Annotated in this window: 25 protein-coding genes; 15 read left to right on the plus strand and 10 right to left on the minus strand. The window is 72.3% G+C overall.

Features of this window, described 5'->3' with window-relative positions; all coding sequences use genetic code 11:
• The 7 genes from ACIBAG_RS26930 to ACIBAG_RS26960 are packed head-to-tail and all read left to right on the plus strand — an operon-like array spanning position 1 to position 3,687.
• The gene (locus ACIBAG_RS26930; protein ID WP_399108249.1) at positions 1–261 is read left to right on the plus strand and encodes a gas vesicle protein GvpG; all 261 of its coding nucleotides are present in this window, start codon (positions 1–3) and stop codon (positions 259–261) included.
• Positions 261–980: a DNA primase gene (locus tag ACIBAG_RS26935; protein WP_399108327.1), complete on the plus strand. Its 720-nt coding sequence runs from the start codon at positions 261–263 to the stop codon at positions 978–980. Before ACIBAG_RS26930 ends, ACIBAG_RS26935 begins: the two co-directional genes overlap by 1 nt.
• Positions 977–2,098 carry an SRPBCC family protein gene (locus ACIBAG_RS26940; protein ID WP_399108251.1) on the plus strand — a complete coding sequence of 374 codons (1,122 nt, stop codon included), beginning with the start codon at positions 977–979 and terminating at the stop codon, positions 2,096–2,098. The genes ACIBAG_RS26935 and ACIBAG_RS26940 overlap by 4 nt, the downstream gene beginning before the upstream one ends.
• Positions 2,095–2,421, plus strand: a complete 327-nt coding sequence (locus ACIBAG_RS26945; protein ID WP_399108253.1) for a gas vesicle protein — start codon at positions 2,095–2,097, stop codon at positions 2,419–2,421. Before ACIBAG_RS26940 ends, ACIBAG_RS26945 begins: the two co-directional genes overlap by 4 nt.
• A complete protein-coding gene (locus ACIBAG_RS26950; RefSeq protein WP_399108254.1) occupies positions 2,418–3,221 on the plus strand; it encodes a GvpL/GvpF family gas vesicle protein in 804 nt (267 codons plus the stop codon). The genes ACIBAG_RS26945 and ACIBAG_RS26950 overlap by 4 nt, the downstream gene beginning before the upstream one ends.
• A complete protein-coding gene (locus ACIBAG_RS26955; protein ID WP_031475810.1) occupies positions 3,218–3,406 on the plus strand; it encodes a gas vesicle protein in 189 nt (62 codons plus the stop codon). Before ACIBAG_RS26950 ends, ACIBAG_RS26955 begins: the two co-directional genes overlap by 4 nt.
• Positions 3,403–3,687, plus strand: a complete 285-nt coding sequence (locus ACIBAG_RS26960; protein WP_399108256.1) for a gas vesicle protein K — start codon at positions 3,403–3,405, stop codon at positions 3,685–3,687. Before ACIBAG_RS26955 ends, ACIBAG_RS26960 begins: the two co-directional genes overlap by 4 nt.
• 29 nt (positions 3,688–3,716) lie before the next feature.
• Here the strand turns inward: ACIBAG_RS26960 and ACIBAG_RS26965 are convergent, their stop codons facing one another.
• The 3 genes from ACIBAG_RS26965 to ACIBAG_RS26975 all read right to left on the minus strand — a co-directional run bounded on the left by ACIBAG_RS26965 (position 3,717) and on the right by ACIBAG_RS26975 (position 6,413).
• Positions 3,717–3,887, minus strand: coding sequence for a hydrophobic protein (locus ACIBAG_RS26965; RefSeq protein ID WP_399108258.1), 171 nt, complete (start codon positions 3,885–3,887; stop codon positions 3,717–3,719).
• A gap of 40 nt (positions 3,888–3,927) precedes the next feature.
• Positions 3,928–4,773 carry a class I SAM-dependent methyltransferase gene (locus tag ACIBAG_RS26970; RefSeq protein ID WP_399108260.1) on the minus strand — a complete coding sequence of 282 codons (846 nt, stop codon included), beginning with the start codon at positions 4,771–4,773 and terminating at the stop codon, positions 3,928–3,930.
• 137 nt (positions 4,774–4,910) lie between these two features.
• A complete protein-coding gene (locus ACIBAG_RS26975; RefSeq protein WP_399108261.1) occupies positions 4,911–6,413 on the minus strand; it encodes a bifunctional phosphatase PAP2/diacylglycerol kinase family protein in 1,503 nt (500 codons plus the stop codon).
• A 72-nt stretch (positions 6,414–6,485) separates the two neighbouring features.
• Between ACIBAG_RS26975 and ACIBAG_RS26980 the strand changes: the two genes are divergently transcribed.
• Both ACIBAG_RS26980 and ACIBAG_RS26985 read left to right on the plus strand, forming a co-directional pair.
• Positions 6,486–7,145, plus strand: coding sequence for a histidine phosphatase family protein (locus ACIBAG_RS26980; RefSeq protein ID WP_399108262.1), 660 nt, complete (start codon positions 6,486–6,488; stop codon positions 7,143–7,145).
• A 139-nt stretch (positions 7,146–7,284) separates the two neighbouring features.
• On the plus strand, positions 7,285–8,904 hold the full coding sequence (locus ACIBAG_RS26985) for an ABC-F family ATP-binding cassette domain-containing protein (protein WP_399108264.1): 1,620 nt from the start codon (positions 7,285–7,287) through the stop codon (positions 8,902–8,904).
• Positions 8,905–9,162: 258 nt separating this feature from the next.
• On the opposite strand, the gene ACIBAG_RS26990 is transcribed toward ACIBAG_RS26985, so the two are convergent.
• Positions 9,163–10,278 carry a Vms1/Ankzf1 family peptidyl-tRNA hydrolase gene (locus ACIBAG_RS26990; RefSeq protein ID WP_399108266.1) on the minus strand — a complete coding sequence of 372 codons (1,116 nt, stop codon included), beginning with the start codon at positions 10,276–10,278 and terminating at the stop codon, positions 9,163–9,165.
• A gap of 59 nt (positions 10,279–10,337) precedes the next feature.
• Between ACIBAG_RS26990 and ACIBAG_RS26995 the strand changes: the two genes are divergently transcribed.
• Positions 10,338–10,628 carry a DUF6158 family protein gene (locus tag ACIBAG_RS26995; RefSeq protein WP_399108268.1) on the plus strand — a complete coding sequence of 97 codons (291 nt, stop codon included), beginning with the start codon at positions 10,338–10,340 and terminating at the stop codon, positions 10,626–10,628.
• A gap of 211 nt (positions 10,629–10,839) precedes the next feature.
• On the opposite strand, the gene ACIBAG_RS27000 is transcribed toward ACIBAG_RS26995, so the two are convergent.
• The 5 genes from ACIBAG_RS27000 to ACIBAG_RS27020 form a co-directional block, all read right to left on the minus strand.
• On the minus strand, positions 10,840–12,933 hold the full coding sequence (locus ACIBAG_RS27000; RefSeq protein ID WP_399108269.1) for a catalase: 2,094 nt from the start codon (positions 12,931–12,933) through the stop codon (positions 10,840–10,842).
• The gene (locus ACIBAG_RS27005; protein ID WP_399108271.1) at positions 12,933–13,484 is read right to left on the minus strand and encodes a type 1 glutamine amidotransferase domain-containing protein; all 552 of its coding nucleotides are present in this window, start codon (positions 13,482–13,484) and stop codon (positions 12,933–12,935) included. The genes ACIBAG_RS27000 and ACIBAG_RS27005 overlap by 1 nt, the downstream gene beginning before the upstream one ends.
• Before the next feature lie 6 nt (positions 13,485–13,490).
• Positions 13,491–14,147 carry a diguanylate cyclase gene (locus tag ACIBAG_RS27010; RefSeq protein WP_399108272.1) on the minus strand — a complete coding sequence of 219 codons (657 nt, stop codon included), beginning with the start codon at positions 14,145–14,147 and terminating at the stop codon, positions 13,491–13,493.
• Positions 14,148–14,239: 92 nt separating this feature from the next.
• Positions 14,240–14,659, minus strand: coding sequence for a CBS domain-containing protein (locus ACIBAG_RS27015; protein WP_399108274.1), 420 nt, complete (start codon positions 14,657–14,659; stop codon positions 14,240–14,242).
• Between the two features lie 87 nt (positions 14,660–14,746).
• Complete coding sequence (locus ACIBAG_RS27020) at positions 14,747–15,151, minus strand: DUF2795 domain-containing protein (RefSeq protein ID WP_399108276.1); 405 nt, start codon at positions 15,149–15,151, stop codon at positions 14,747–14,749.
• Positions 15,152–15,280: 129 nt separating this feature from the next.
• Here ACIBAG_RS27020 and ACIBAG_RS27025 point away from each other — a divergent pair, with 129 nt between their 5' ends.
• Positions 15,281–15,412, plus strand: a complete 132-nt coding sequence (locus ACIBAG_RS27025; RefSeq protein WP_399108278.1) for a hypothetical protein — start codon at positions 15,281–15,283, stop codon at positions 15,410–15,412.
• Between the two features lie 190 nt (positions 15,413–15,602).
• Positions 15,603–16,394 carry an RNA polymerase sigma factor SigF gene (locus ACIBAG_RS27030; protein WP_399108279.1) on the plus strand — a complete coding sequence of 264 codons (792 nt, stop codon included), beginning with the start codon at positions 15,603–15,605 and terminating at the stop codon, positions 16,392–16,394.
• A gap of 75 nt (positions 16,395–16,469) precedes the next feature.
• Here the strand turns inward: ACIBAG_RS27030 and ACIBAG_RS27035 are convergent, their stop codons facing one another.
• Positions 16,470–17,609, minus strand: a complete 1,140-nt coding sequence (locus tag ACIBAG_RS27035; protein ID WP_399108281.1) for a PAS domain-containing protein — start codon at positions 17,607–17,609, stop codon at positions 16,470–16,472.
• A gap of 124 nt (positions 17,610–17,733) precedes the next feature.
• Between ACIBAG_RS27035 and ACIBAG_RS27040 the strand changes: the two genes are divergently transcribed.
• The 3 genes from ACIBAG_RS27040 to ACIBAG_RS27050 all read left to right on the plus strand — a co-directional run bounded on the left by ACIBAG_RS27040 (position 17,734) and on the right by ACIBAG_RS27050 (position 21,105).
• Complete coding sequence (locus ACIBAG_RS27040; protein ID WP_399108283.1) at positions 17,734–18,450, plus strand: ANTAR domain-containing response regulator; 717 nt, start codon at positions 17,734–17,736, stop codon at positions 18,448–18,450.
• Positions 18,451–18,733: 283 nt separating this feature from the next.
• Positions 18,734–19,627 (plus strand): hypothetical protein, encoded by an 894-nt coding sequence (locus tag ACIBAG_RS27045; protein WP_399108285.1) that lies wholly within the window; start codon positions 18,734–18,736, stop codon positions 19,625–19,627.
• A 245-nt stretch (positions 19,628–19,872) separates the two neighbouring features.
• Positions 19,873–21,105 carry an aminotransferase class I/II-fold pyridoxal phosphate-dependent enzyme gene (locus ACIBAG_RS27050; protein ID WP_399108287.1) on the plus strand — a complete coding sequence of 411 codons (1,233 nt, stop codon included), beginning with the start codon at positions 19,873–19,875 and terminating at the stop codon, positions 21,103–21,105.
• The last annotated feature ends 11 nt before the right edge of the window (positions 21,106–21,116 follow it).

Below are 21,116 nucleotides of genomic sequence, written 5' to 3' on the forward strand. Positions count from 1 at the left end.
GTGGGACTGATCGGAGAGGTGCTGCTGCTGCCGTTCGCCCCGGTGCGCGGCAGCGCATGGGTGATCGAGCAGGTGCTGCGTGAGGCGGAACGCCTCTACTACGACCCTGCCGCGGTGCGGGCCGAACTGGCGCGCCTGGAGGAGGAGCTGACCGCGGGCGAGATCAGCGAGGAGGAGTTCGACCGCCGTGAGGACGAACTCCTCGACCGGTTGGAGATCGGCCTGCGCGCAGGGACAGGGAACAGCGACGGGACAGCATGATGAACCGAGTGGGCATGGGCCTCGCGATAGGGGCCGGATACTTCCTCGGGCGGACGAGGAAACTGAAGATGGCGCTGGCCGTCGGCAGCCTCGTGGCCGGCAAGCGGATGCACCTGAGCCCGCGGGCCGTCACGGACATGGTTTCCCAACAGCTCCTGAAGAACCCCCAGTTCAAGGAGATCGGGGACCAGCTGCGCGAGGATCTGCGCGGCGTCGGCGACGCGGCGTCCGGCGCCCTGGTCGAGCGCCAGCTCGACACGCTCGCCGACCGGCTGCACGGACGTACCACCAAGGTGCGCGAGCAACTGTCGGGCGCGGTCCCGAAGCCGGACCTCGGCGGGGACGGCGAGGAGACCGACGAGGAGACCGAGAACGAGGAACCGCGCGCGCAGGACGACGACCGCGACGACGCGGAGGAGCCCGAGGGACGCGAGGAAGCCGAGGAAACCGGGGACGCCGGGGAAGCCGAGGCCGAGGAGCCGTCCGGGAAGGCGGCGGGGAAGCGGTCCTCGGCGAAGCAGTCCGGCAAGAAGCCGGCGAAGAAGGCGTCCGCCAAGAAGACGGCGGCGAAGAAGACAGCCGCCGGGAGGACAGCGCCCAGGAAGACCGCGGCGAAGCGGAGCGGCGCCGGCAAGCCGGCCGCCCGGAAGACGGCCGGGACCGCCGGGTCCGCCGGCGGCGGCCGGGCGCGCCAGTCGAAGGGCGGTGAGGGGCGATGACCGAGACGCTCGGATCCGCGAGCTCCGCGGCCCGCGGAGCGGCGAAGCAACCACTCGCCGGGGTGGCCCAGAGCGCGGCCGCCGACCGGTTCAAGGCCGAGCTGCAGGAGTACCTCGCCGCGCAGACCCAGCGGCTGCTGGTCGGCGCGGGACGAAAGCTCGGCGAGGCCACGCTCAAGCTGAACGACATCGCCGAGGGCCGCAGCCCCGGCCTGGGCAAGCTCGCCCTCGACGGCGGCCGCAAGCTGGCCGAGGGCAAGGGACCACTGCGCAGCGCACTGGAGGCCGGTGCCACGCACGCCAAGGACAGCGTGGTCGACGCGTTCAAGAACCTCGGCGGCGGCAAGGGCGGCAAGGGCAAGCGCAAGGGCGTCGGCAACAAGCCCACCGTCATCATGGAGTACGTCGACGTGGGCGTGCCGCTGCGCACCGCCTACGACCAGTGGACCCAGTACCAGGACTTCAGCACCTTCGCGAAGGGCGTGAAGAGCGCGAACCGCGCCGACGACACGACCTCCGACTGGCAGCTCAAGGTCTTCTGGTCCAACCGCAGCTGGAAGGCGCACACCACCGAACAGGTACCGGACGACCGGATCGCCTGGACCTCGGAGGGCGGCAAGGGCACCACGAAGGGTGTCGTGTCCTTCCACCGCCTCGGCGAGAACCTGACCCGCGTCCTGCTGGTGATCGAGTACTACCCCAAGGGTCTGTTCGAGAAGACCGGCAACCTCTGGCGCGCCCAGGGCCGCCGGGCCCGCCTCGATCTGAAGAACTACGTCCGCTTCATCACCCTCAAGGGAGAGGCGGAGGACGGCTGGCGCGGCGAGATCCGTGACGGCGAGGTCGTCCGCAGCCATGAGGAGGCGGTCGCGCAGGAGGACGAGGAGGAGTACGAAGGAGACGAGGGGAACGGCGAGACCGGCGAGTACGCCGAGGACGAGGAACCCGAGGACGAGTACGAGGAGGACGAAGAGGAAGACGAGGAGGAGGACGAAGAGGGCGAGGACGCGGAGCGAGCGGACGAAGACGAACCCGAGGACGAGTACGACGAGGAGTACGAGGACGAGTCCGAGGATGAGGACGAGGCCGAGTACGCCGGTGGCGGGAGCCGACGATGACGATGCCCGGCCGGCTGCCCGAGCCCTACGCTCAGGGCGGTGGCACCAACCTCGCCGATGTCCTGGAGCGGGTGCTCGACAAGGGCGTGGTGATCGCCGGTGACATCCGGATCAACCTGCTCGACATCGAGCTCCTCACCGTCAAGCTGCGTCTCGTCGTCGCCTCGGTCGACAAGGCCAAGGAGATGGGCATCGACTGGTGGGAGGACGACCCCGCGCTGTCCTCCCGCGCCCGCCGCAATGAACTCGCCCGGGAGAACGCCGAGTTGCGCGAGCGCCTGGCCCAGCTGGAGCCTGGCCGGGGAGAGGAGGAGGCGCCATGACCGCACTCCGCTACGTCTACGCCGTCTGCCGCCCCTTTCGCTCCGCCCTCCAGGCCCAGCTGACCGGAGTCGCCGGTGCGCCGCCGAAGCAGCTCACGCACCACGGCCTGGTCGCCGTCGTCAGCGCGGTGCCGGAGGCCGACTTCGCCGAGGAACCGCTGCGCGCCCACCTGGAGGACCTGGACTGGCTCGCCGCGACGGCCCGCGCCCACCAGCAGGTCATCGACGCCCTCACCGTGGTCACCACCCCGCTGCCCCTGCGGCTGGCCACCGTGTTCCGGGACGACAGCGGCGTACGGACCATGATGGAGGCGCGTGAGGAGGACTTCGGGCGGGTGCTCGACCGGTTGGAGGGGCGGGTGGAGTGGGGCGTCAAGGTGTACGCCGAGCCGGCGGCCGCCGAGGGGGAGACCGCTGCTCCCGCGGCGACCGGACGGGCGGGGGCCGACGCCGTGTCCGGCCGTGACTATCTGCGCCGGCGCCGTTCGCAGACCCGGGCCCGTGAGGACAGGTGGCAGAATGCCGCCGTATTCGCCGGCCGGCTGCACGAAAAGCTCTCCGCCTTCGCCGAGGAATCACGGCTGCACGCCCCCCAGAATTCCGCGCTTTCCGGGGCCTCCGGACAGAACGTCCTCAACGCCGCCTATCTGGTGCCGCGCGCGGATTCCGAGGAATTCGTGGAACTCGTGGACCGGGAGAAAGACGATGCCCCGGGTATTCGGCTGGAACTCACCGGGCCCTGGGCGGCCTATTCCTTCACGGCGGAGTTCGCGGAGGAGGAGCCGGAGGTGGGGCCGTGACCGTCGTCGAACGCCGCGAGATCGCCCTCGTGGACCTGCTCGACCGGCTGCTCGCCGGGGGCGTCGTCGTCACGGGGGACATCACCCTGCGCATCGCCGACGTGGACCTCGTCCGCATCGACCTGAACGCCCTGATCAGCTCCGTCAACGAGCAGGTCCCGTCCCCCTGGGGAGAGCTGACGTGACATCGAAGCGAGGCCGGCTGGACCTCGAACCCGACACCGTCGAACGCGACCTGGTGAAACTCGTCCTGACGGTCGTGGAGTTGCTGCGCCAGCTCATGGAACGCCAGGCGCTGCGCCGCTTCGACACGGGCGAACTGAGCGAGGAGCAGGAGGAGCGGATCGGGCTGACGCTGATGCTCCTCGAAGAGCGTATGGCCGAACTGCGCGAGCGTTACGGGCTGCGGCCCGAGGACCTGAATCTGGACCTCGGGCCGCTCGGACCGCTGCTTCCCCGGGACTGATTCGGGACTTGAGTTTCCCCGGGGCCCGCTCACCACCGGTACCAGCGGCCCCTGCCCCCGGCTGCGGTGGTACCGCGCAGCAGGAATCCCAGCAACCACAGAACGAGCACTGCGATCGCGATATACCAGAGCACGTCAAGTGCGAAACCGGCACCGAAGAGAATCAGCACCAGCAGCAACACCAGCAGAATGGGAACCATTGTGAACCTCCTGCGATCCGGGTTTCCCGAATTCAGCGGTTCAGGCGTCCTTACGGCACAGAATCTCCCCGTGCAGCACGCTGAACCAGCCGTCCTCCTGCCGCCCCCACTCCCGCCAGGCCTCCGACACGGCCCGCAGTTGCTCCGTGGTCGCGTGCCCGCCCTCGGTGACCCGCTCGGCATACGCCGAGGCCAGCGTCCGGTCCGCCCACAGACCGCTCCACCAGGCCCGCTCGTCCGGTGCCGAGAAGGTCCAGGTGCTCGACGTGGCCGTGACGTCGGTGAGCCCCGCCGCCAGCGCCCAGGACTTCAGCCGGCGCCCGGCGTCCGGCTCCCCGCCGTTGGCGCGGGCGACCCGGTGGTACAGGTCCAGCCAGGCGTCCATCCCCTGGGACGCCGGATACCAGGTCATGGCCGCGTAGTCCGAGTCGCGCACCGCGATGAAGCCGCCCGGTCTGGTCACCCGCCTCATCTCGCGCAGGGCACCCACCGGATCACCGACGTGCTGGAGCACCTGGTGGGCGTGCACGACGCAGAACGTGTCGTCCGGGAAGTCCAGGGCGTGCACGTCCGCGACCGCGAAGTCGACGTTCGTCAGACCGCGTCCGGCGGCCGTGGCCCGGGCCTGCTCCAGGATCTCCGGCGCCCGGTCGACGCCCGTGACGTGCCCGTCGGGAACCAGGGCCGCCAGGTCCGCGGTGATCGTGCCGGGGCCGCAGCCCACGTCCAGGATCCGCATGTCCGGGGTGAGCGAGCCGAGCAGGTAGGCGGCGGAGTTGGCCGCGGTGCGCCAGGTGTGCGAACGCAGCACGGACTCATGGTGCCCGTGCGTGTAGACGGCGGTCTCCTGAGCCTTCGGCCGCGCCTGTGGCTGTGCCTTCGACATGGCTGTTCCCCTCGTCTCGACGTACCGGCTCCCGGGGCGCACGGCCCCGCCGGGCGGTACTCGACACCGTACGCCCCGCATGTCGAATGATGAGACCTGTGTTTCAGTATCTGGACAAGCGTTGGGCTGGCGGGGCGTCAGGCAAGTCCAGGTCCGGGCAGCGGGCGGTAGACCGTCAGTGCCTCCGGCAGCTTCTCCAGCGTCACCTCGCCCCCCACCTCGGTGACTTCGCCGTCGTACGCGAGGAGCGCCCCCGGCGTGACACCTGTCAGACGCAGCCGGCCCACCTGGACCGCCGCATGGGCCGGCGAGCGGGTCAGCGGGCCGGCGAGGGCGGCCGCGAGCAGGCGCAGGGCGGGGCGCCGGCCGCCGTGCACGACCCGTACGTCGAGTACGCCGTCCGCGAGGTCGAGGCGCCGGGCGGGGGCTAGGCCCACCCGGTGGTAGGTGCCGTTCCCGGCGAACATCAGCCACAACGGGTGGTTGCGGCCGGCGACTTCGGCGTGCAGGGGGTGGCGTTCGCTGCGCAGGACGCGCAGGGCCGCGAGCACCCCGGCGGGCCAGGCGCCGATGCGGGGCGAGAAGTGGTCCCGCTGGCGCACCAGTTCCGGATACACACCCAGACTGCAGGTGTTGAGGAACAGCCCCTGCCGGCCGTCGCAGGTGAACCGGCCCACGTCCACGCGCACGGCCTGTCCGTGCCGGACGGCCCGGCTCAGATCGCGTGCGTCCTCCACGCCCAGGTCGTGCGCGAAGTGGTTCATCGTGCCGCCGGGCAGGACCGCGAGCGGCAGACCGTGCCGCATCGCGACCTCCGCGGCCGCGTTCACCGTGCCGTCGCCGCCGCACACACCGAGCACCCGGGCGTGGGTCGCCGCCTTCTGCAACTCGGCGCGGGTGTCCTCCGGTTCGCACTCGACGACCTCGGCGCGCGGCAGCGAGTCCAGCAGGGCGTGCACCCGGTCGGCGGTGCCCGACCCCTTGTTGGCCACCACGACCAGGCCGTCCCCGTCCGGCAGCGCCGGCACATCGGTACGGGGCCGGGCCGGCGGGATCAGCCGGTCGCGCGTCGGCACCATGCCCCGTACGGCGAACGCGGCACCCGCTCCCAGGGCAGCGCCCGCCAGCACGTCGCTCGGGAAGTGGACGCCCGTGTACACCCGGGACAGCGCCACCGACCAGGCGATCGGGGCCACGGCCAGCCCCCACGCCGGCGACTCCAGGGCGACACCGGTCGCGAACGCGGCCGCCGACGCGGCGTGCCCGGACGGGAACGAGGTGGTGATCGGCTGCCGCTTGAGCTGGCGCACCAGCGGTACGGGGTCCAGGACGGGCCGGGGGCGACGTACCGATCGCTTGCCGAGGGTGTTGATGGTCAGCGAGGCCAGGCTCAGCGAGGCGAGGCCCCGCGCCGCGGCCCGACGCGCCCGTGGTGTGCGGCTGGCCGCCATGACGGCGGCCGTCGCGAACCACAGCACCCCGTGATTCGCGCTCCGGCTCAGCCGCGGCAGCACGGGCGCGGCATACGGCCAGTGCTGCTCGGCGGCGAACTCGAACAGCCGGGAGTCGAGGGCGAGGAGCCGGTCGCGCAGGGCATGCCGGCCGGGCTTGGGGACGGTGAGGTCGACGTCTGGGCTCATACAGGCCTGGGTACCCTGAAGTGGCCGATTGCTGTCCGGCCGACAGTGACCGACACACAAAGGAACCCGCACATGCGCCTGCTCCTGATACGTCACGGCCAGACCCCGTCGAACGTGGACCATCTGCTCGACACGGCCGTCCCCGGCCCCGGTCTGACCGCACTGGGCGAAGGACAGGCGGCGGCCCTCCCCGCGGCCCTGGCCGGTGAGGACATCGAGGCGATCTACGTCTCCAATCTGATCCGCACCCAGCTCACGGCCGCCCCGCTGGCCGCCGCCCGAGGCCTCGACGTCATCGTGCGGGACGGCATCCGCGAGCTTTCCGCGGGCGACCTGGAGATGCTGCCCGGCGAATCCGAGCAGGGCCTTCTCTACATGAAGACGGTGTTCGCCTGGGCGGACGGCGACACGGAGCTGCGGATGCCGGGCGGGGAGAGCGGGGCGGAGGCGCTGGCGCGCTACGACGCGGTGGTGGCGGAGGCGGCGGGGAGCGGGGCCGGGACCGTTGCCATGGTGAGCCATGGCGCGGCGATCCGGATGTGGACCGCTGCTCGTGCGGACAACGTGGATGTGCCGTTCGCCGCCGCGCATCCACTGGAGAACACGGGGGTCGTGATTCTCGAAGGGTCGCCTGCGCAGGGGTGGAAGGCGCTGGCCTGGGCGGGGGCGGTTGTGGCTCCCGCGGGGGAGGGTGGGCCCGCGGGGTGGCCTTTTGCCGGGGATGCGCCGTAGGGGGATTGCTGTCGCGCCGGGTGCGGGCTCGTGGTGGTTCCTCGCGCGGTTCCCCGCGCCCCTGTGGGCGCGCCCACGGGGCCGGCGTTCTGAATAAGAGTTTGCCCGGGATCTGCGGCGGCCCGCAGAATTCGGCCCCATGGGACATCTGGAAGCCGCACACCTCGAGTACTACCTCCCCGACGGGAGGGCGTTGCTCGGCGACGTGTCCTTCCGGGTGGGAGAAGGGGCCGTCGTGGCGCTGGTCGGGCCCAACGGGGCCGGGAAGACGACCCTGCTGCGGCTGATCTCCGGGGAGCTGAAACCGCACGGCGGCACCGTCACCGTCAGTGGCGGGCTCGGCGTGATGCGGCAGTTCGTGGGCTCGGTACGGGACGAGACGACCGTACGGGACCTGCTCGTGTCGGTCGCGCCGCCGCGCATCCGCGAGGCAGCGCAGGCCGTCGACCGGGCCGAGCACCTCATCATGACCGTCGACGACGAGGCCGCCCAGCTGAAGTACGCGCAGGCCCTCGCCGACTGGGCCGAGGTGCGCGGGTACGAGGCCGAGACGCTGTGGGACATGTGCACCACGGCCGCGCTCGGCGTGCCGTACGAGAAGGCGCAGTGGCGGCAGGTGCGGACCCTGTCCGGCGGCGAGCAGAAGCGGCTGGTGCTGGAGGCGCTGCTGCGCGGCACCGACGAGGTGCTGCTGCTCGACGAGCCGGACAACTACCTCGACGTGCCCGGCAAGCGGTGGCTGGAGGAGCGGCTGAAGGAGACCCGCAAGACGGTTCTCTTCGTCTCCCACGACCGTGAACTCCTCGCCCGGGCCGCCGAGAAGATCGTCTCCGTAGAGCCCTCGCCCGTCGGCGCCGACGCCTGGGTGCACGGCGGTGGCTTCACGACGTACCACGAGGCACGGCGCCAGCGATTCGCCCGCTTCGAGGAGCTGCGCAAACGCTGGGACGAGAAGCACGCCCAGCTGAAGAAGCTGGTCCTGACACTCCGTCAAGCCGCCGAGAACAGCCCCGACATGGCCTCCCGCTATCGCGCCGCCCAGACCCGCCTGCGCAAGTTCGAGGAGGCGGGGCCGCCGCCCGAGCCGCCGCGCGAGCAGGACATCCGGATGCGCCTGAAGGGCGGCCGTACCGGGGTGCGGGCCGTCACCTGCGAGGGGCTCGAGCTCACGGGTCTGATGAAGCCGTTCTCGCTGGAGGTCTTCTACGGCGAACGCGTCGCCGTCCTCGGCTCCAACGGCTCCGGCAAGTCGCACTTCCTGCGCCTGCTGGCGGGGGAGGACGTGGCGCACACGGGGGAGTGGAGGCTGGGCGCGCGGGTGGTGCCCGGGCACTTCGCCCAGACGCACGCCCATCCCGAGCTGATCGGCCGGACCCTCCTCGACATCCTGTGGAAGGAACACGCCCAGGACCGGGGCGCCGCCATGTCCCGGCTGCGCCGCTACGAGCTGACCAACCAGGCCGAGCAGGCCTTCGACCGGCTCTCCGGCGGTCAGCAGGCCCGCTTCCAGATCCTTCTGCTGGAGCTGGAGGGCGCCACAGCCCTGCTCCTGGACGAGCCGACCGACAACCTCGACCTGGAGTCCGCCGAGGCCCTCCAGGAGGGACTGGAGGCCTTCGACGGAACGGTGCTCGCCGTCACCCACGACCGCTGGTTCGCCCGCTCCTTCGACCGCTTCCTGGTCTTCGGCAGCGACGGGCGGGTCCGCGAGACTCCGGAGCCGGTGTGGGACGAGCGGCGGGTTGAGCGGGCGCGCTAGGGCCGCGTGGTCACGGCCAGCGCAGCAGCGCGCCCAGGCCGCCCACGGGTGCGTCTTCCTGCGCCGCCACTGAGACCGTTGCCGCGCCTGTGACGACCGGCTGCGGATCAGCGTGTCGTCGGCCGGGGATGGTCAGGAGTCCTGCTCGCCGAGGGTCCTCGGTTTCCTGGTCTTCGGCAGCGGCGGGCGGGTCGGCGAGAGGGCGGAGGCGGTGTGGGACGAGCGGCGGGTGGAGCGGGCGCGCTGGGGCCGCGTTGGTCACGGCCAGCGCAGCAGCGCGCCCAGGCCGCCCACGGGTGCGTCTTCCTGCGCCGCTCCGGCGGCCGGCGCCACCGAGACCGCTGCCGCGCCCGTGACGACCGCGCTGCGGATCAGCGCGTCGTCGGCCCGGGCCGGCCAGGAGTCCTGCTCGCCCAGGGTCCTCAGGTCCGTACGGCGCACGGCCAACTGGTCCGGGTCCTCGCCGATCCACACCTCGCGGCGCGCGTCCGGGCCGTCGGGGCGGATCAGCAGCTCGTCGATACGGTGCTCGCGAGCCGCCTCGATCAGCGCCGGCACGCCCTCCGCGGCACCGGCACGCCCTTCGGGACCCGGTTCGCGGGCCGCCAGGAACCGCTCCAGCTCGCGCTCCGCCCGCTGCCGTACGTGCTCCTCCCGGGCCTGTTCGACGTCCTCGTCGAGCAGCCTGCTGCCGGTGCCGTGCCGGGCCTCCACCGCGAGGTCCTGCAGCCGCTTCGGCAGTCGCTCGCGCACGGTCCGCCGCTCCCGGTCCTCGCCGACCAGGATCAGCAGGTCGGCGCGGGTCTCCTCCTGGCAGACGGAGAGCGCGTCGGCGATCTCGGTCGCGTTGTGCTCCCAGGTGTTCTCCACCTTGAGCTGGAAATGCCGCTCCGACCAGTCGGCCGTGCTCGTCCGGTGCACGGGGTGCTGCCGGCCGGTGACCGAGCCGACGTCCTGCCGGCCCAGTGCGGTGCGCAGCTCGAAGGCGGCGCCCCTGCGGTCGACGTAGGCCACCACGCAGACCGGGTCCTCACCGGCCAGCTCCAGCAGCGGCGCGGTGTGCGGCAGCGGTGCCCAGAAGGCGCTGTCGCGCAGCGGGGCGCGGGCCAGCGGCGGATCCAGTACCACCTCACCCGCTCGGGCGAAGATCGCGCGGCCGTGCGGCTCGGAGGAGTGCTCCAACTCCTCCAGCGCGTTCCGGACGGCCCGGCAGGTCGCCTGGTCGCAGCCCAGCTCGGACAGTTCCCGGGACAGGGCCTGCGCGGTCAGATGCCGCTCATGGGGGGTGTCCGCCGTGTGCCTGGAGGTGTCGACGTACACGGAGGCCCAGGGCCCGGGGTGTTCGTACAGTGGATGCAGAAAGGCGAGATCCATGGCTGTCTCCCGTACCTCGCTCGGGGGCTGTGTGCTCAACGGGCGGGTACCCGGACCGCATGACCGAACACGATGAGCGGGGCACCACCATGAACGGAGTCGACCCCGGCCGGCTGGACGACCAACAGCTCATGAAGGAGCTGGAGACCATCCACCGGACGCGCCACGACACGCTGCTCTACGGCTCGAACGACGCGTTGCGGGCCCACAACCACCGCATGGCGCAGCTGGAGGGCGAGTACCTGCGCCGCAATCCGCGCCGCACCGTCGCCTCGGGCCGCACCCGCGAGGGCGCCCGCGACCGCGCGCCGGGCAGCCCGGCACCGACGGCCCCGCCGGGGGTGACCTGAGCGGCGCGGGAGGAGCGCTCCGGGCACGGGAGCCCCGGCGACGGGCGGCAGGACGGGACGGGCAGGGCGGCAGCCTGCCGTGATGGGGCTTCGCGTGCCATGGGGTGCACGGCAGCGTGCTCGTATGCCGCGGTGGTGCGCCGGTGGGCCCCGCTGGACGCTCACTCCGGGCGCACCCGCTCGCGGCCCCCGTGGTTCGCCCCGGTGGCGCTCAGTGGCGCACCGGCCGTCGGCCCCAGTGGCGGTGGTCCGAGACGGCGGCCGTGAAGGCCCGCAGGAAGTCCTCGCTCGCCGGACCCGGTGAGGTGTCCGTCACCACGCCCTGATCGGCCACCGGGTGGTGGAACTCGGCGGACAGCCGTACGCCCTCCGGTTCCAGGGCGGCCAGGACGCCCACCCCGGAGCCGAGCGCGCCGACCGGTTTGCCGTGCCGGTAGGCGTCCCGGACGAAGCGCATCGCGTCCTGGTCCGCGGCCGTGCTCGGAGTGCCGACGGGGCCGCCGGGCAGCAGTACGGCGTCGTAGAGCACGCAGGCCACGGTCGGCAGCGCGCGGTCGACCGCGCACCGGTCACCGTCGGCACCCGTCACCGATCCGTCCGTGGGCGCCAGCGCCTCCACGATCGCACCCCGGGCCGTCAGTGCCTCCCGCACCGACGTGACCTGGGCGGTGTCGACACCGTCGGTGACGAGAACCGCGATCTGCCGGGTGCGGATCGAGCCGTCGCCGGGCAGGGACTCCAGGCTCAGCGCGGGCGAGGACAGCTTGTCCGCCGCCTGGTTCCCGGACGGCACCGGAACCCCGACGCCGCGCGCCACCTGGGTCGCCAGGTCGCCGTTCACCTGGGCGAGCTGCTCGACCGTACGGGCCCGCACCTCCTTCGAGCCGACCTTGCCCAGCTCGAACCGGAAGGCCGCGACGATGTGCTCCTTCTCCCAGTCCGCCATGCTGTTCCAGAACATCGCGGGCTGGCTGTGGTGATCCTGGAAACTCGGGCTCCGCCGCCTGATCTTGGCGCCGTCGACGCGCTCGGCGTAGTGCGTGTACGCGCCCGCGTCGGCACCCGCGTGCGCCGGGCAGCCGCCGCCCAGGGAGTTCGGGAAGTAGTTCGTGCCGCTGTGCAGCGCGCTCTGGTGGTAGCCGTCGCGCTGGTTCGTGCGCACGGGCGCCACCGGGCGGTTCACCGGCAGTTGACTGAAGTTGGGGCCGCCGAGGCGGATCAACTGCGTGTCCAGGTAGGAGAAGTTGCGGGCCTGGAGCAGCGGGTCGTTGGTGAAGTCGATGCCGGGGACGACGTTCGCCGTGTGGAAGGCGACCTGCTCGGTCTCCGCGAAGAAATTCTCCGGGTTGCGGTCCAGCACCATGCGGCCGATCGGCCGCACCGGCACCTGCTCCTCCGGAATGATCTTCGTGGCGTCCAGCAGATCGAAGTCGAAGGCGAACTCGTCCTCCTCCGCCACGAGCTGGACGCCCAGCTCCCACTCCGGGTACTCGCCCGCCTCGATGGCGTCCCACAGGTCCCGCCGGTTGAAGTCCGGGTCACGGCCCTGGCACTCCTGCGCCTCGTCCCACACCAGCGAGTGCACGCCCAGCTTCGGCTTCCAGTGGAACTTCACGAACGTACCGCGCCCCTCGGCGTTCACGAACCGGAACGTGTGCACGCCGAAGCCCTGCATCATGCGGTAACTGCGCGGGATCGCCCGGTCCGACATCAGCCACATGATCGCGTGCAGTGTCTCCGGCTGGAGCGACACGAAGTCCCACAGGGTGTCGTGCGCGGAGGCACCGGTCGGGATGTCGTTGTGCGGTTCCGGCTTCACCGCGTGCACGAAGTCGGGGAACTTGATGCCGTCCTGGATGAAGAAGACCGGGAAGTTGTTCCCGACCAGGTCGTAGTTCCCCTCCGAGGTGTAGAACTTGGTCGCGAAGCCGCGCACGTCCCGCACCGTGTCCGCCGAGCCCTTCGGCCCCTGCACGGTGGAGAACCGTACGAACACCGGGGTCCGCACGGACGGATCCTGGAGGAACGCCGCGCGCGTGAACTCCGCGCAGGACTCGTACGGTTCGAAATAGCCGTACGCGCCCGCCCCGCGCGCGTGCACCACCCGCTCCGGGATCCGCTCGTGGTCGAAGTGGGTGAGCTTCTCCCGGAAGTGGAAGTCCTCCATCAGCGTCGGCCCGCGTTCGCCGGCGGCGAGCGAGTCGTCGGTGTGGTCGACCTGCACTCCCTGATCGGTGGTGAGCGGCCCTCCCGCGGGGTCGTCCGCCCGGTGGAACTCCCGCTGCTCCTGCTTGCGGTCCGCCATCAGACTGTCTCCCTCGCCTCCCTGTCGAACACATCCAGGAACGTCTCGCAGAACGCCTTCAGGTCGTCCGGCTTACGGCTGGTGACCAGCTTGTTGGGTCCGTGGTCGCAGATCCGCACCTGCTCGTCGACCCAGGTGCCGCCCGCGTTGCGGATGTCGGTCTGCAGGCTCGGCCAGGACGTCAGCACCCGCCCGCGCACGACGTCCGCCTCCACCAGCGTCCACGCGGCATGGCAGATCGAGGCCACCGGCAGGCCCCGGTCGAAGAAGTCCCGCACGAACGCGACGGCCTTGCGGTTCATCCGCAGATAGTCCGGGTTGGCCACACCGCCCGGCAGGACCAGCCCGCCGAAGGACTGCGCCGACGTCTCGCCCACGACCTCCTGCACCGGGAACTTCTCCGCCTTGTCGAGATGGTGGAAGGCCTGGATCGTGCCGGGCTTCGTCGACACGAGCACCGGCTCGTGGCCGGCGTCCACCGCGGCCCGCCAGGGCTCGGTGAGCTCGACCTCCTCGACGCCCTCGGGCGCCGTCAGAAAAGCGATACGCATGATTCCTCAACGTCCTTCCCCGGCCCTGAGACGGGCCTGGTCGTCCTTCGTGCGCTTCCTGTTCCGCCGGGCCGCGCGCACGCACCGCAGCAGTTCCTCGCCGTACGGCAGCAGGACGCAGGTGCCGATCGCGGCCGTGATGCCCGCCAGGTAGCCACGGGACAGCGGCCGCCGGCGCGGTACGAGACGCCACGCGTCGGCGTCGCCGCGACCGCCGCGCAGCAGCGACTTCACCTGGTCGGCGTGCAGGCACATCAGCGAGGCCAGCGCGCCGAACGGCAGTGACTCCAGGAAGCTGTGGATGTGCTGCTCGACGGGTTTCACCTCACGCTCGCTGTCGACGGCCGTGCGCACGTCCCACAGCGCCGTCGCCTCGTGCGCGGCGGTCGCGCCCAACTGCACGGTGAGCAGGAGAGGGTTGACCTCGTAGCGGAGGGTCAGCGCGATCGGGATGCCGACTTCGCTCATCATCAGCGAGTGGATGAGCGACTCCTTGGTGCCCGCCGTCTCCTCGATCCGGGTCCGCCGGTGCATCCACCAGTCGGCCACTCCCGGAACGAACCAGCTCGGCAGCAGCCCGTACAGCAGATAGCGGGTGGTGGCCTCGCCGACGTCCACGGTGGCGCCGGAGGGGCTGATCTCGGCGGCTTGGTCGCGGCTCATACGATCACCCGGCCCCGCTCGTACGGTCACGGACCCGGCTCACACGGTCACCCGAGCCCATGTCATACGGCCACTCCACCCGCGCCATGCGCTCACTCGTCCGGAGCCGCACGGCTGATCTCCGCCAGCGCCGAGTCCGGATCCTGGGTCTCGGCCAGGTCCCCGAGGCTGATGACGCCGACCGGCAGGCCCTCCTCGATGACCGGCAGCCGCCGTACGGCGTGCTCGCGCATCAGGGAGATCGCCACGGACAATTGCTCGGCCGGGCCGACCACCACCGGGTTCGGGGAGCACACCGACTCGACGCTCACGGTCAGCGGATCAGCGCCGTCCGCGACCGCCCGTACCGTGATGTCACGATCGGTGAGCACGCCCACGACCTGTTGTCCGTCGGCCACCACCACATCGCCGATGTCCTGCGTGCGCATCAGCTGCGCCGCCTCGACGAGCGAGGCGTCCGGGCGGACGGCGACCACGCCCGGAGTCATGACGTCCTTCACGAACACAGCCATCTCTGGCCCTCCTCGACGCACCCGACCGGTGCGGGTACCGCGGCCGCGCCGACGCGACCCGGCCCGCGGCACCCGCCGGCCGGGGCGCTATGCGTTCCTCCGCCGGGCGGACCGCCCGGCGCCGGTCAGGTCCTCGGCCAGCTCCTGGACATTGGCGTAGCGCGTCGAACGCGGCAGGCGCTCCAGCGACTCGACGAGGGCGTCGGGCGCATACCCGCGGCGCAGCTCACCGATCAACTCCCGGGGGCTCGCCGGGAAGGCACTACGGCCCAGGATCCGCGCCAGCTCCAGCCGGACCGTCTCCAAGGAAGCCGCCGACGGCCCCGGCCATCCCACCGGCCCGCGCGCGACCTGCGGATCGTCCTCGGCGGACGGCTCCGGATCGTGCCACTCCTCGGTCCGTGTGGGATGCCCGGACCGCAGCAGCCCCTGCAGTTCGTGCTTCATCTCGTCGTCACGGTGAACGCTCAGCCGGTCACTGCCTCGCTGCATGACTCCCTCCAGATCCTCGGCGCTGCGCACCGCGTACCCGCACACCGGGGGCCGACACAGGGTTTGCCCACCGGAAGGAGGGAGACCCGGCTGCCGCCCCCCGCGCACGTTCTGGGGAAGGACCAGGCCATGGTGCTGCTCGCTGTGCTGCTCCCGCTCGTCATGCTCGGCGTGGTGCTGGCGCTGGGCCGTTACGAGGATCTGTTGCTGCCGCGGGAGCAGGAGGACGACAGGCCGGAGCGGGCGGCACCGGTCCGCTGAGGGGACGGTCCGCCGGCGCGGTGTTTGCGGCGCGGGCGTGGGGGCAGGCGAACCATCAGTGCTTCGGACAGGAGGCACGTCCGTGGGAGCGGCGTTTCCCCGCCACGGGTGTGTCCGGTTCCGGTACGCGCCCTCCACTCCCGCGGTGACCGTCCAAACCAGAGCACAGCCAAGGGAGTTGCGACGCACCATGCCCACTTCAGTGAGCGCGAAGCACCACCCGCACGACGACGCCCCCGACACCGCGCAGGACTTCCGCAGGCTCGCCACGCTGCCCGCGGGGCAGCAGCGCGACACCGTCCGAGACCGGATAGTCGAGGCGTGGCTGCCCATGGCCGACCGGCTCGCCGGGCGGTTCCGCAGCCGCGGCGAGAGCTTCGAGGACCTGCGGCAGGTCGCCGCCCTCGGGCTGGTCAAGGCCGTCGACCGGTACGACCCCGAGCGCGGCAACGCCTTCGAGAGCTACGCCGTGCCCACCATCACCGGCGAGATCAAGCGGCACTTCCGCGACCACATGTGGACGCTGCATGTGCCGCGCCGGGTGCAGGACCTGCGCAACCGGGTCCGGTTCGCCGTCCAGGACCTGCAGACCGTCTCCGGCCGCAGGCCCACTGTCGCCGAGATCGCCGAGCACGCGGAGATGAGTGAGGCCGACGTCAAGGTCGGCCTCGAGGCGCTGGAGAGTTTCACCGCCCTGTCGCTGGACGCGGAGCTGCCCGGCAGCGACGACGGGTACTCGCTGAGCGACGCATTGGGCTCCGCCGACCCCGCGCTGGACACCGTGGTCGACCGCGAGGCCGTCGCGCCCCGGCTGGCGGCGCTGCCCGAGCGTGAGCGGGCCATCCTGTACATGCGGTTCTTCGGGGACATGACCCAGAGCCGGATCGCCGAGCAGCTGGGGATCTCGCAGATGCACGTGTCCCGGCTGATCAGCCGGTGCTGCAGCCGGGTGCGGGAACAGGTCCTCAGCGATGTGGCCTGAGCCCCGCTAGGTCGTGTCCGCAAAGTCCCGTCGTCCGCCCGGAGGGCGGGGCAGGCGGGACTTTGCGGACACGGCCTAGGTGTATTGATCACGAGCGTTGGTCATCGCCAACGCCATATGGCGGGACACCGTGTCCATCGCCTTCGCCTCCGCCATGGAGAACGACAGGCGGGCTCCGCAGCGGAAGAGGGTGAGTGCGCCCTGTACGGCGCCCCCGACCCTCAGGGGCACGCACAGCAGTGATGTGACGTTCGCCTGTACGAGGACGGGGGCGCCCTGAGCGGTTCTGCCGAAGGCGTCCGGGTCCTCGGGGCGGACCTGGAGGGACGGGGACCCGGTGCGTGTCGCCTCCGTGACCAGGGGGGACAGGGCCGGGTCCCGTTCCGCGAGTGCGGCCGCCTCCTCGGCCGAGGGGGCCAGCACCGTCGTACGGGACATCCTGGCGCTGCCCATGTCGACGATCACCCAGTCGGCGAAGCGGCCGTGGAGGACCTGGGCCGCCCGGCGGACGACCGCGTCGCGGTCGCCGCGCGGGACGGTCAGCAGGGCCGTGGTCATCTCGTCCAGGAGGTCCATCAGGGCCGCGTGCCGGGTCGTCTCGGTGAGATCCGGGACCGGGGGCGCCGACGTGGCGATGGCGGGCGGGGTGCCGGGTGCCCGGGGATCGCCGGGCTGCAGCACCACCAGCACGGTCGGGTGCGGCTCACCGCTCGGGCGTACGGCGGCCAGGGTGGTGTGGACCGGTGCGGACGGCTGCTGCTGCAGGTGCACGGTGAGGCTGCGGTCGCCCTCGCCGCGCGCCACGGCCGCGGTCTGGGAACGGAACGCCGCCCGGTCGGCGTGGGCGAGCAGGGCGGTCAGCGGGCGGCCCGTCGCATAGCCCGCGCGGACGCCCGTGAACGACGTCGCCGCGAAGTTCAGCCGACGCACCACCGCCTCCCGGTCCACCAGTGCGACCGGCAGCGGGAACCGCTGGAAGACCGCGCGCAGCAGGTGCTGCTCCTGGCGGTCGGCGGAGCCCGTACGGGGCCGTCCGCCCGCGGACAGCCGCTCGTACCAGGGCCACAACTGGTCGGCGACGTGGTCGAGTTCGAAGATGGCCGCGTCAAGGACCGTCGGCAGATCCCCGCCGGAGACGGACCGTGCCGCCTTGAGTTCCGCGACGCGGCGCACGAAGTCCACGAGCTCTTCACCGAATTCGTCCGTCTGCGTCATGGTGACGAACCTAGCTGGCGACGAGGTGTTCCGGGGCGCCGGGGAGCAACCGGCCCGACCTGTTCGCCTGTTGTTTTCCCGGTCCGGGACGGGGCACACGCGCACAAAGGAGGAGGAGTCGAGGATGCCCGCTCACGAACAGGTGGATCGCTGGGGGGACGAGTCGGCCGAGGCCGCCCTTCCGGGGCGCAGGCTGTCGGAGTTGGCCCAGCAGGCCGTGCGCTGCACCGCCGACTGCTGCGGCGCGAGCAGCATGGTGTGCGAGGCGGACGCCGAACGGCCGGCCGCCGTCACCCATCCCGACCTCGCCGGACTCGTCGCCGTACAGCTCCGCTCCGGGGACGGGCCCATTCCGGACGCGCTGGAACGCGGCGAGCCCGTCGACTCGGCCGACCTGCTGCGCGACGAGCGCTGGCCCCAGTACCGCGCCGTGGCGCTCGACTCGGGCGTGCGGTCCAGCGTCACGCTGCCGTTCCGCCGCTCCGGGCTCACGGTGACGCTCAGCCTCTACAGCTTCCGGGCCGGCGCCCTGGCCAACGCCTCGCACGGGCCCGTGCGGCCACTCGGCGAACTCGCCGCGAGCTGCCTGGTCCGCGACCGCTCCTACCGCGCCGCGCTCACCGAACTCGGCCACCTCGGCACCGCCCTGCGCTCCCGGCCCGTCGTCGACCAGGCGTGCGGCATCGTCATGCACGTCCTCGGCTGCGACGCCGACGCGGCCTTCGCCGTACTGCGCCGCATCTCACAGGGCACCAACCGCAAGCTGGCGGACGTCGCGTCCGGCGTCGTCAGCAGGCGGGGGCGGGGCCTGGAGCGGGACTTGGCGGCACTGATGAACTGACGGGTGGGTGCGTCGGGGGCGGCGGACCGGCGGTGGCGGTGTCGGTTGGGAGACCGGACGTGCTGTGGCGGTGTCGGTTGGGAGACCGGACGTGCTGTGGCGGCCTCGGTTCGGAAACCGAACTCGCGTCGGCCTCTCGCCCGGTCCACGGCGTCACCCGCTCGGCCGCCCTCGTCCCGCGAATGGTGTCCGGCCGCGCGCGCCCGGGCGCAGGGCGGGCTGTCATGGCAGCGGGGGCAAGACCGCCGTATCCCCGCAGCCGCCGACCGAAGGAGTCCACGCCATGCGCCGCACCGCCCGTGCCCTGTCCGTCGCCGCTCTGGTCGGAGTCGTCCTGGGCTTCGCCGCCTCGGCCGCCTGGTCGGACCCGGCCGCGGAGGTCAGCCCCGGCACGGTCTCCCCGGGCGGCAGCGTGAACGTGTCCGTCTCCTGCGACACGCTCGACGGGCAGGCGCCCGCCACCGTCGACGCCACCTCGCAGGCGTTCGAGGAGGGCACCGTCCAGCTGCAGCAGGTGTCCGGCAACGACGAGAAGGCGGCAGGGACCGCCTACAGCGGCACCGCCCGTATACCGCCGGCCGGGAACTTCGAGGGCGACCCGGACGCGGTCGGATCCGAGTCCGCGTGGACCGTCGACGGAACCTGTCCGGCGGCAACCGGCGGGGAGGGCAAGCCGTGGAGCGCGACGTTCACGGTGGCCCGCGACGGCGACGGCGACGGCGACGGCGACGGCGGCGGAGGCGGAGGCACGGACAGCGGCGGCGGGGGCGGTGGCGGCAAGGATGGCACTGGCCAGGGCGACACCGAGGGCGGCCAGAGCGTTCCGGAAGGCGGCCAGGGCGGTACCGAGGGCGGCCAGGGCGGTCCTGAGGGCGGCAAGGACGGCAACGACGGCGGTAGCCGTCATCCCTGTGCCGAGCCCCGTTCGGACGCTACCCAGCCCCACATGAGCGAGCCCTACTCGAACCGGAGGGAAACCGAGGCCCACTGGGGCCAGGGCCAGTCGCGCGGGGAGGACTGCGGCAGCGCGGCCACGGAGCACGGTGTGCGGGCAGGCGCGGGCGGTGCCTTCACGGACTCCGTCCCCGCACTGGTCGCCGGCGGCGTCCTGATCGCGGGTGCCATGGGCGGCGCGGTGTACCGGCTGCGCCGCAGGACGCCCGCCGCGGAGGACTGATCCGGACGGTCCAGCGCCCGGAGGGCCCATGGTGTGGCGCCACGATGGGTACGCAGAGCGTCAGGGGCACACGGCACACCCCAGACGGCACACCGCGCGGCCCCCGCACCGCACGACCTTCAGAACCGCACCACTCGCAGCACCCCACACGACCGCACCCGACACCGACCGCATCGCACACCGACCGCACGGAGCACCGAACCACGACGAACCACCCAGGCACCAGGCACAGCGCGGAGGCACCGATGCGCCGGACGGACCCCGAAGGCCACGGCCCCGTCCGTTACGGGCCGCCGCTCCCGGACGACGGGCTGCCCGTGCTGCCCGAGCTGGCCGCCGTGCTCGCCGCGGCCGCCGGGCGGTCCGAGAGCGAACCGATCGGGGGCGGCCCCGCACTCCTGGACGCCGCGTGCGGCTACTGGCAACGGCGTGGCCTGCCGACCGAACCCGGGCGGGCGGTGGCCGGCCCCGGTGCGCCCGCCCTGCTGCTCGCGCTGACCTTCGCACTCGGCGGTGACGTCCTGGTGCCGCGGCCGTGTGCCGCCTGGTGGGCGCCGTACGCACGCCTGCTGGGCAGGCCCCTCTTCCACGTGGCGACACCGGCCGAGTGCGGCGGTGTCCCGGACCCGTACACCCTCCTGGAGACCGTGCGCCGGGTCCGTGCCGAGGGCGGTGACCCGCGGCTGCTCGTGCTGTCCGTCGCCGACGATCCCACGGCCACCGTGGCCCCGCCCGAGATGCTGCACGAGACCCTGGAGGCGGCCACCGACGAGGGACTGCACCTGGTCAGCGACGAGACGTGGCGCGACACCCTGCACGCCCCGCACGACACCGTGCTGCTCAGCCCCGCCGAGATGCTGCCCGAGCACGTCACCGTCGTCACGGACCTGGCCGGCGCGCACCTCCCGCCAGGCTGGCCGACCGCGATCGCCAGGTTCCCCGAAGGCGACGACGGCGACGGCCTCCACGCGCGCGTGCTGGACGTGCTCACCGCGCTCGGCGCCCGCGTCGCCGGCCCCGTCGCGGTCGCGGCCGGCTATGCGCTGGCGGAGCCCGAGCCGGTCGCCGCACGGGTCACCTCCGCCGTACGCCTGCACGCGCGCGTGGCCGCCGCCGCACATGCCGCCGCCGTCGGCGCCGGGGCCCTGGCGCGGCCCCCGCAGGCCGGACGGCACCTGTACGTCGACCTCGCCCCCCTGCGCGCCGGGCTGTCCTCGCACGGCGTGGGGGACGCGCAGGACCTGGAGGACTTCCTCGCCGCCCGCCTCGGCATGCCGGCGCCGGGCGGGCACCGCTTCGGCGACGACCTCGGCGCGTTGCGTGTACGGCTGTCCACCGGCTCGCTCCTGGCGGGCACCGACGAGGAACGCACGGAATGCCTCGGTTCACCCACGCCGTTGGAACTGCCGCAAGTGCAACGCGCGTTGATCCACTTGAAGTCGGTCTTCGACGATCTCCGCGACGACGCTCAGCGATAGGAGCCTCCTCG

The sequence above is a fragment of the Streptomyces sp. NPDC051243 genome, from assembly GCF_044455405.1.
Classification (GTDB): Bacteria; Actinomycetota; Actinomycetes; order Streptomycetales; family Streptomycetaceae; genus Streptomyces.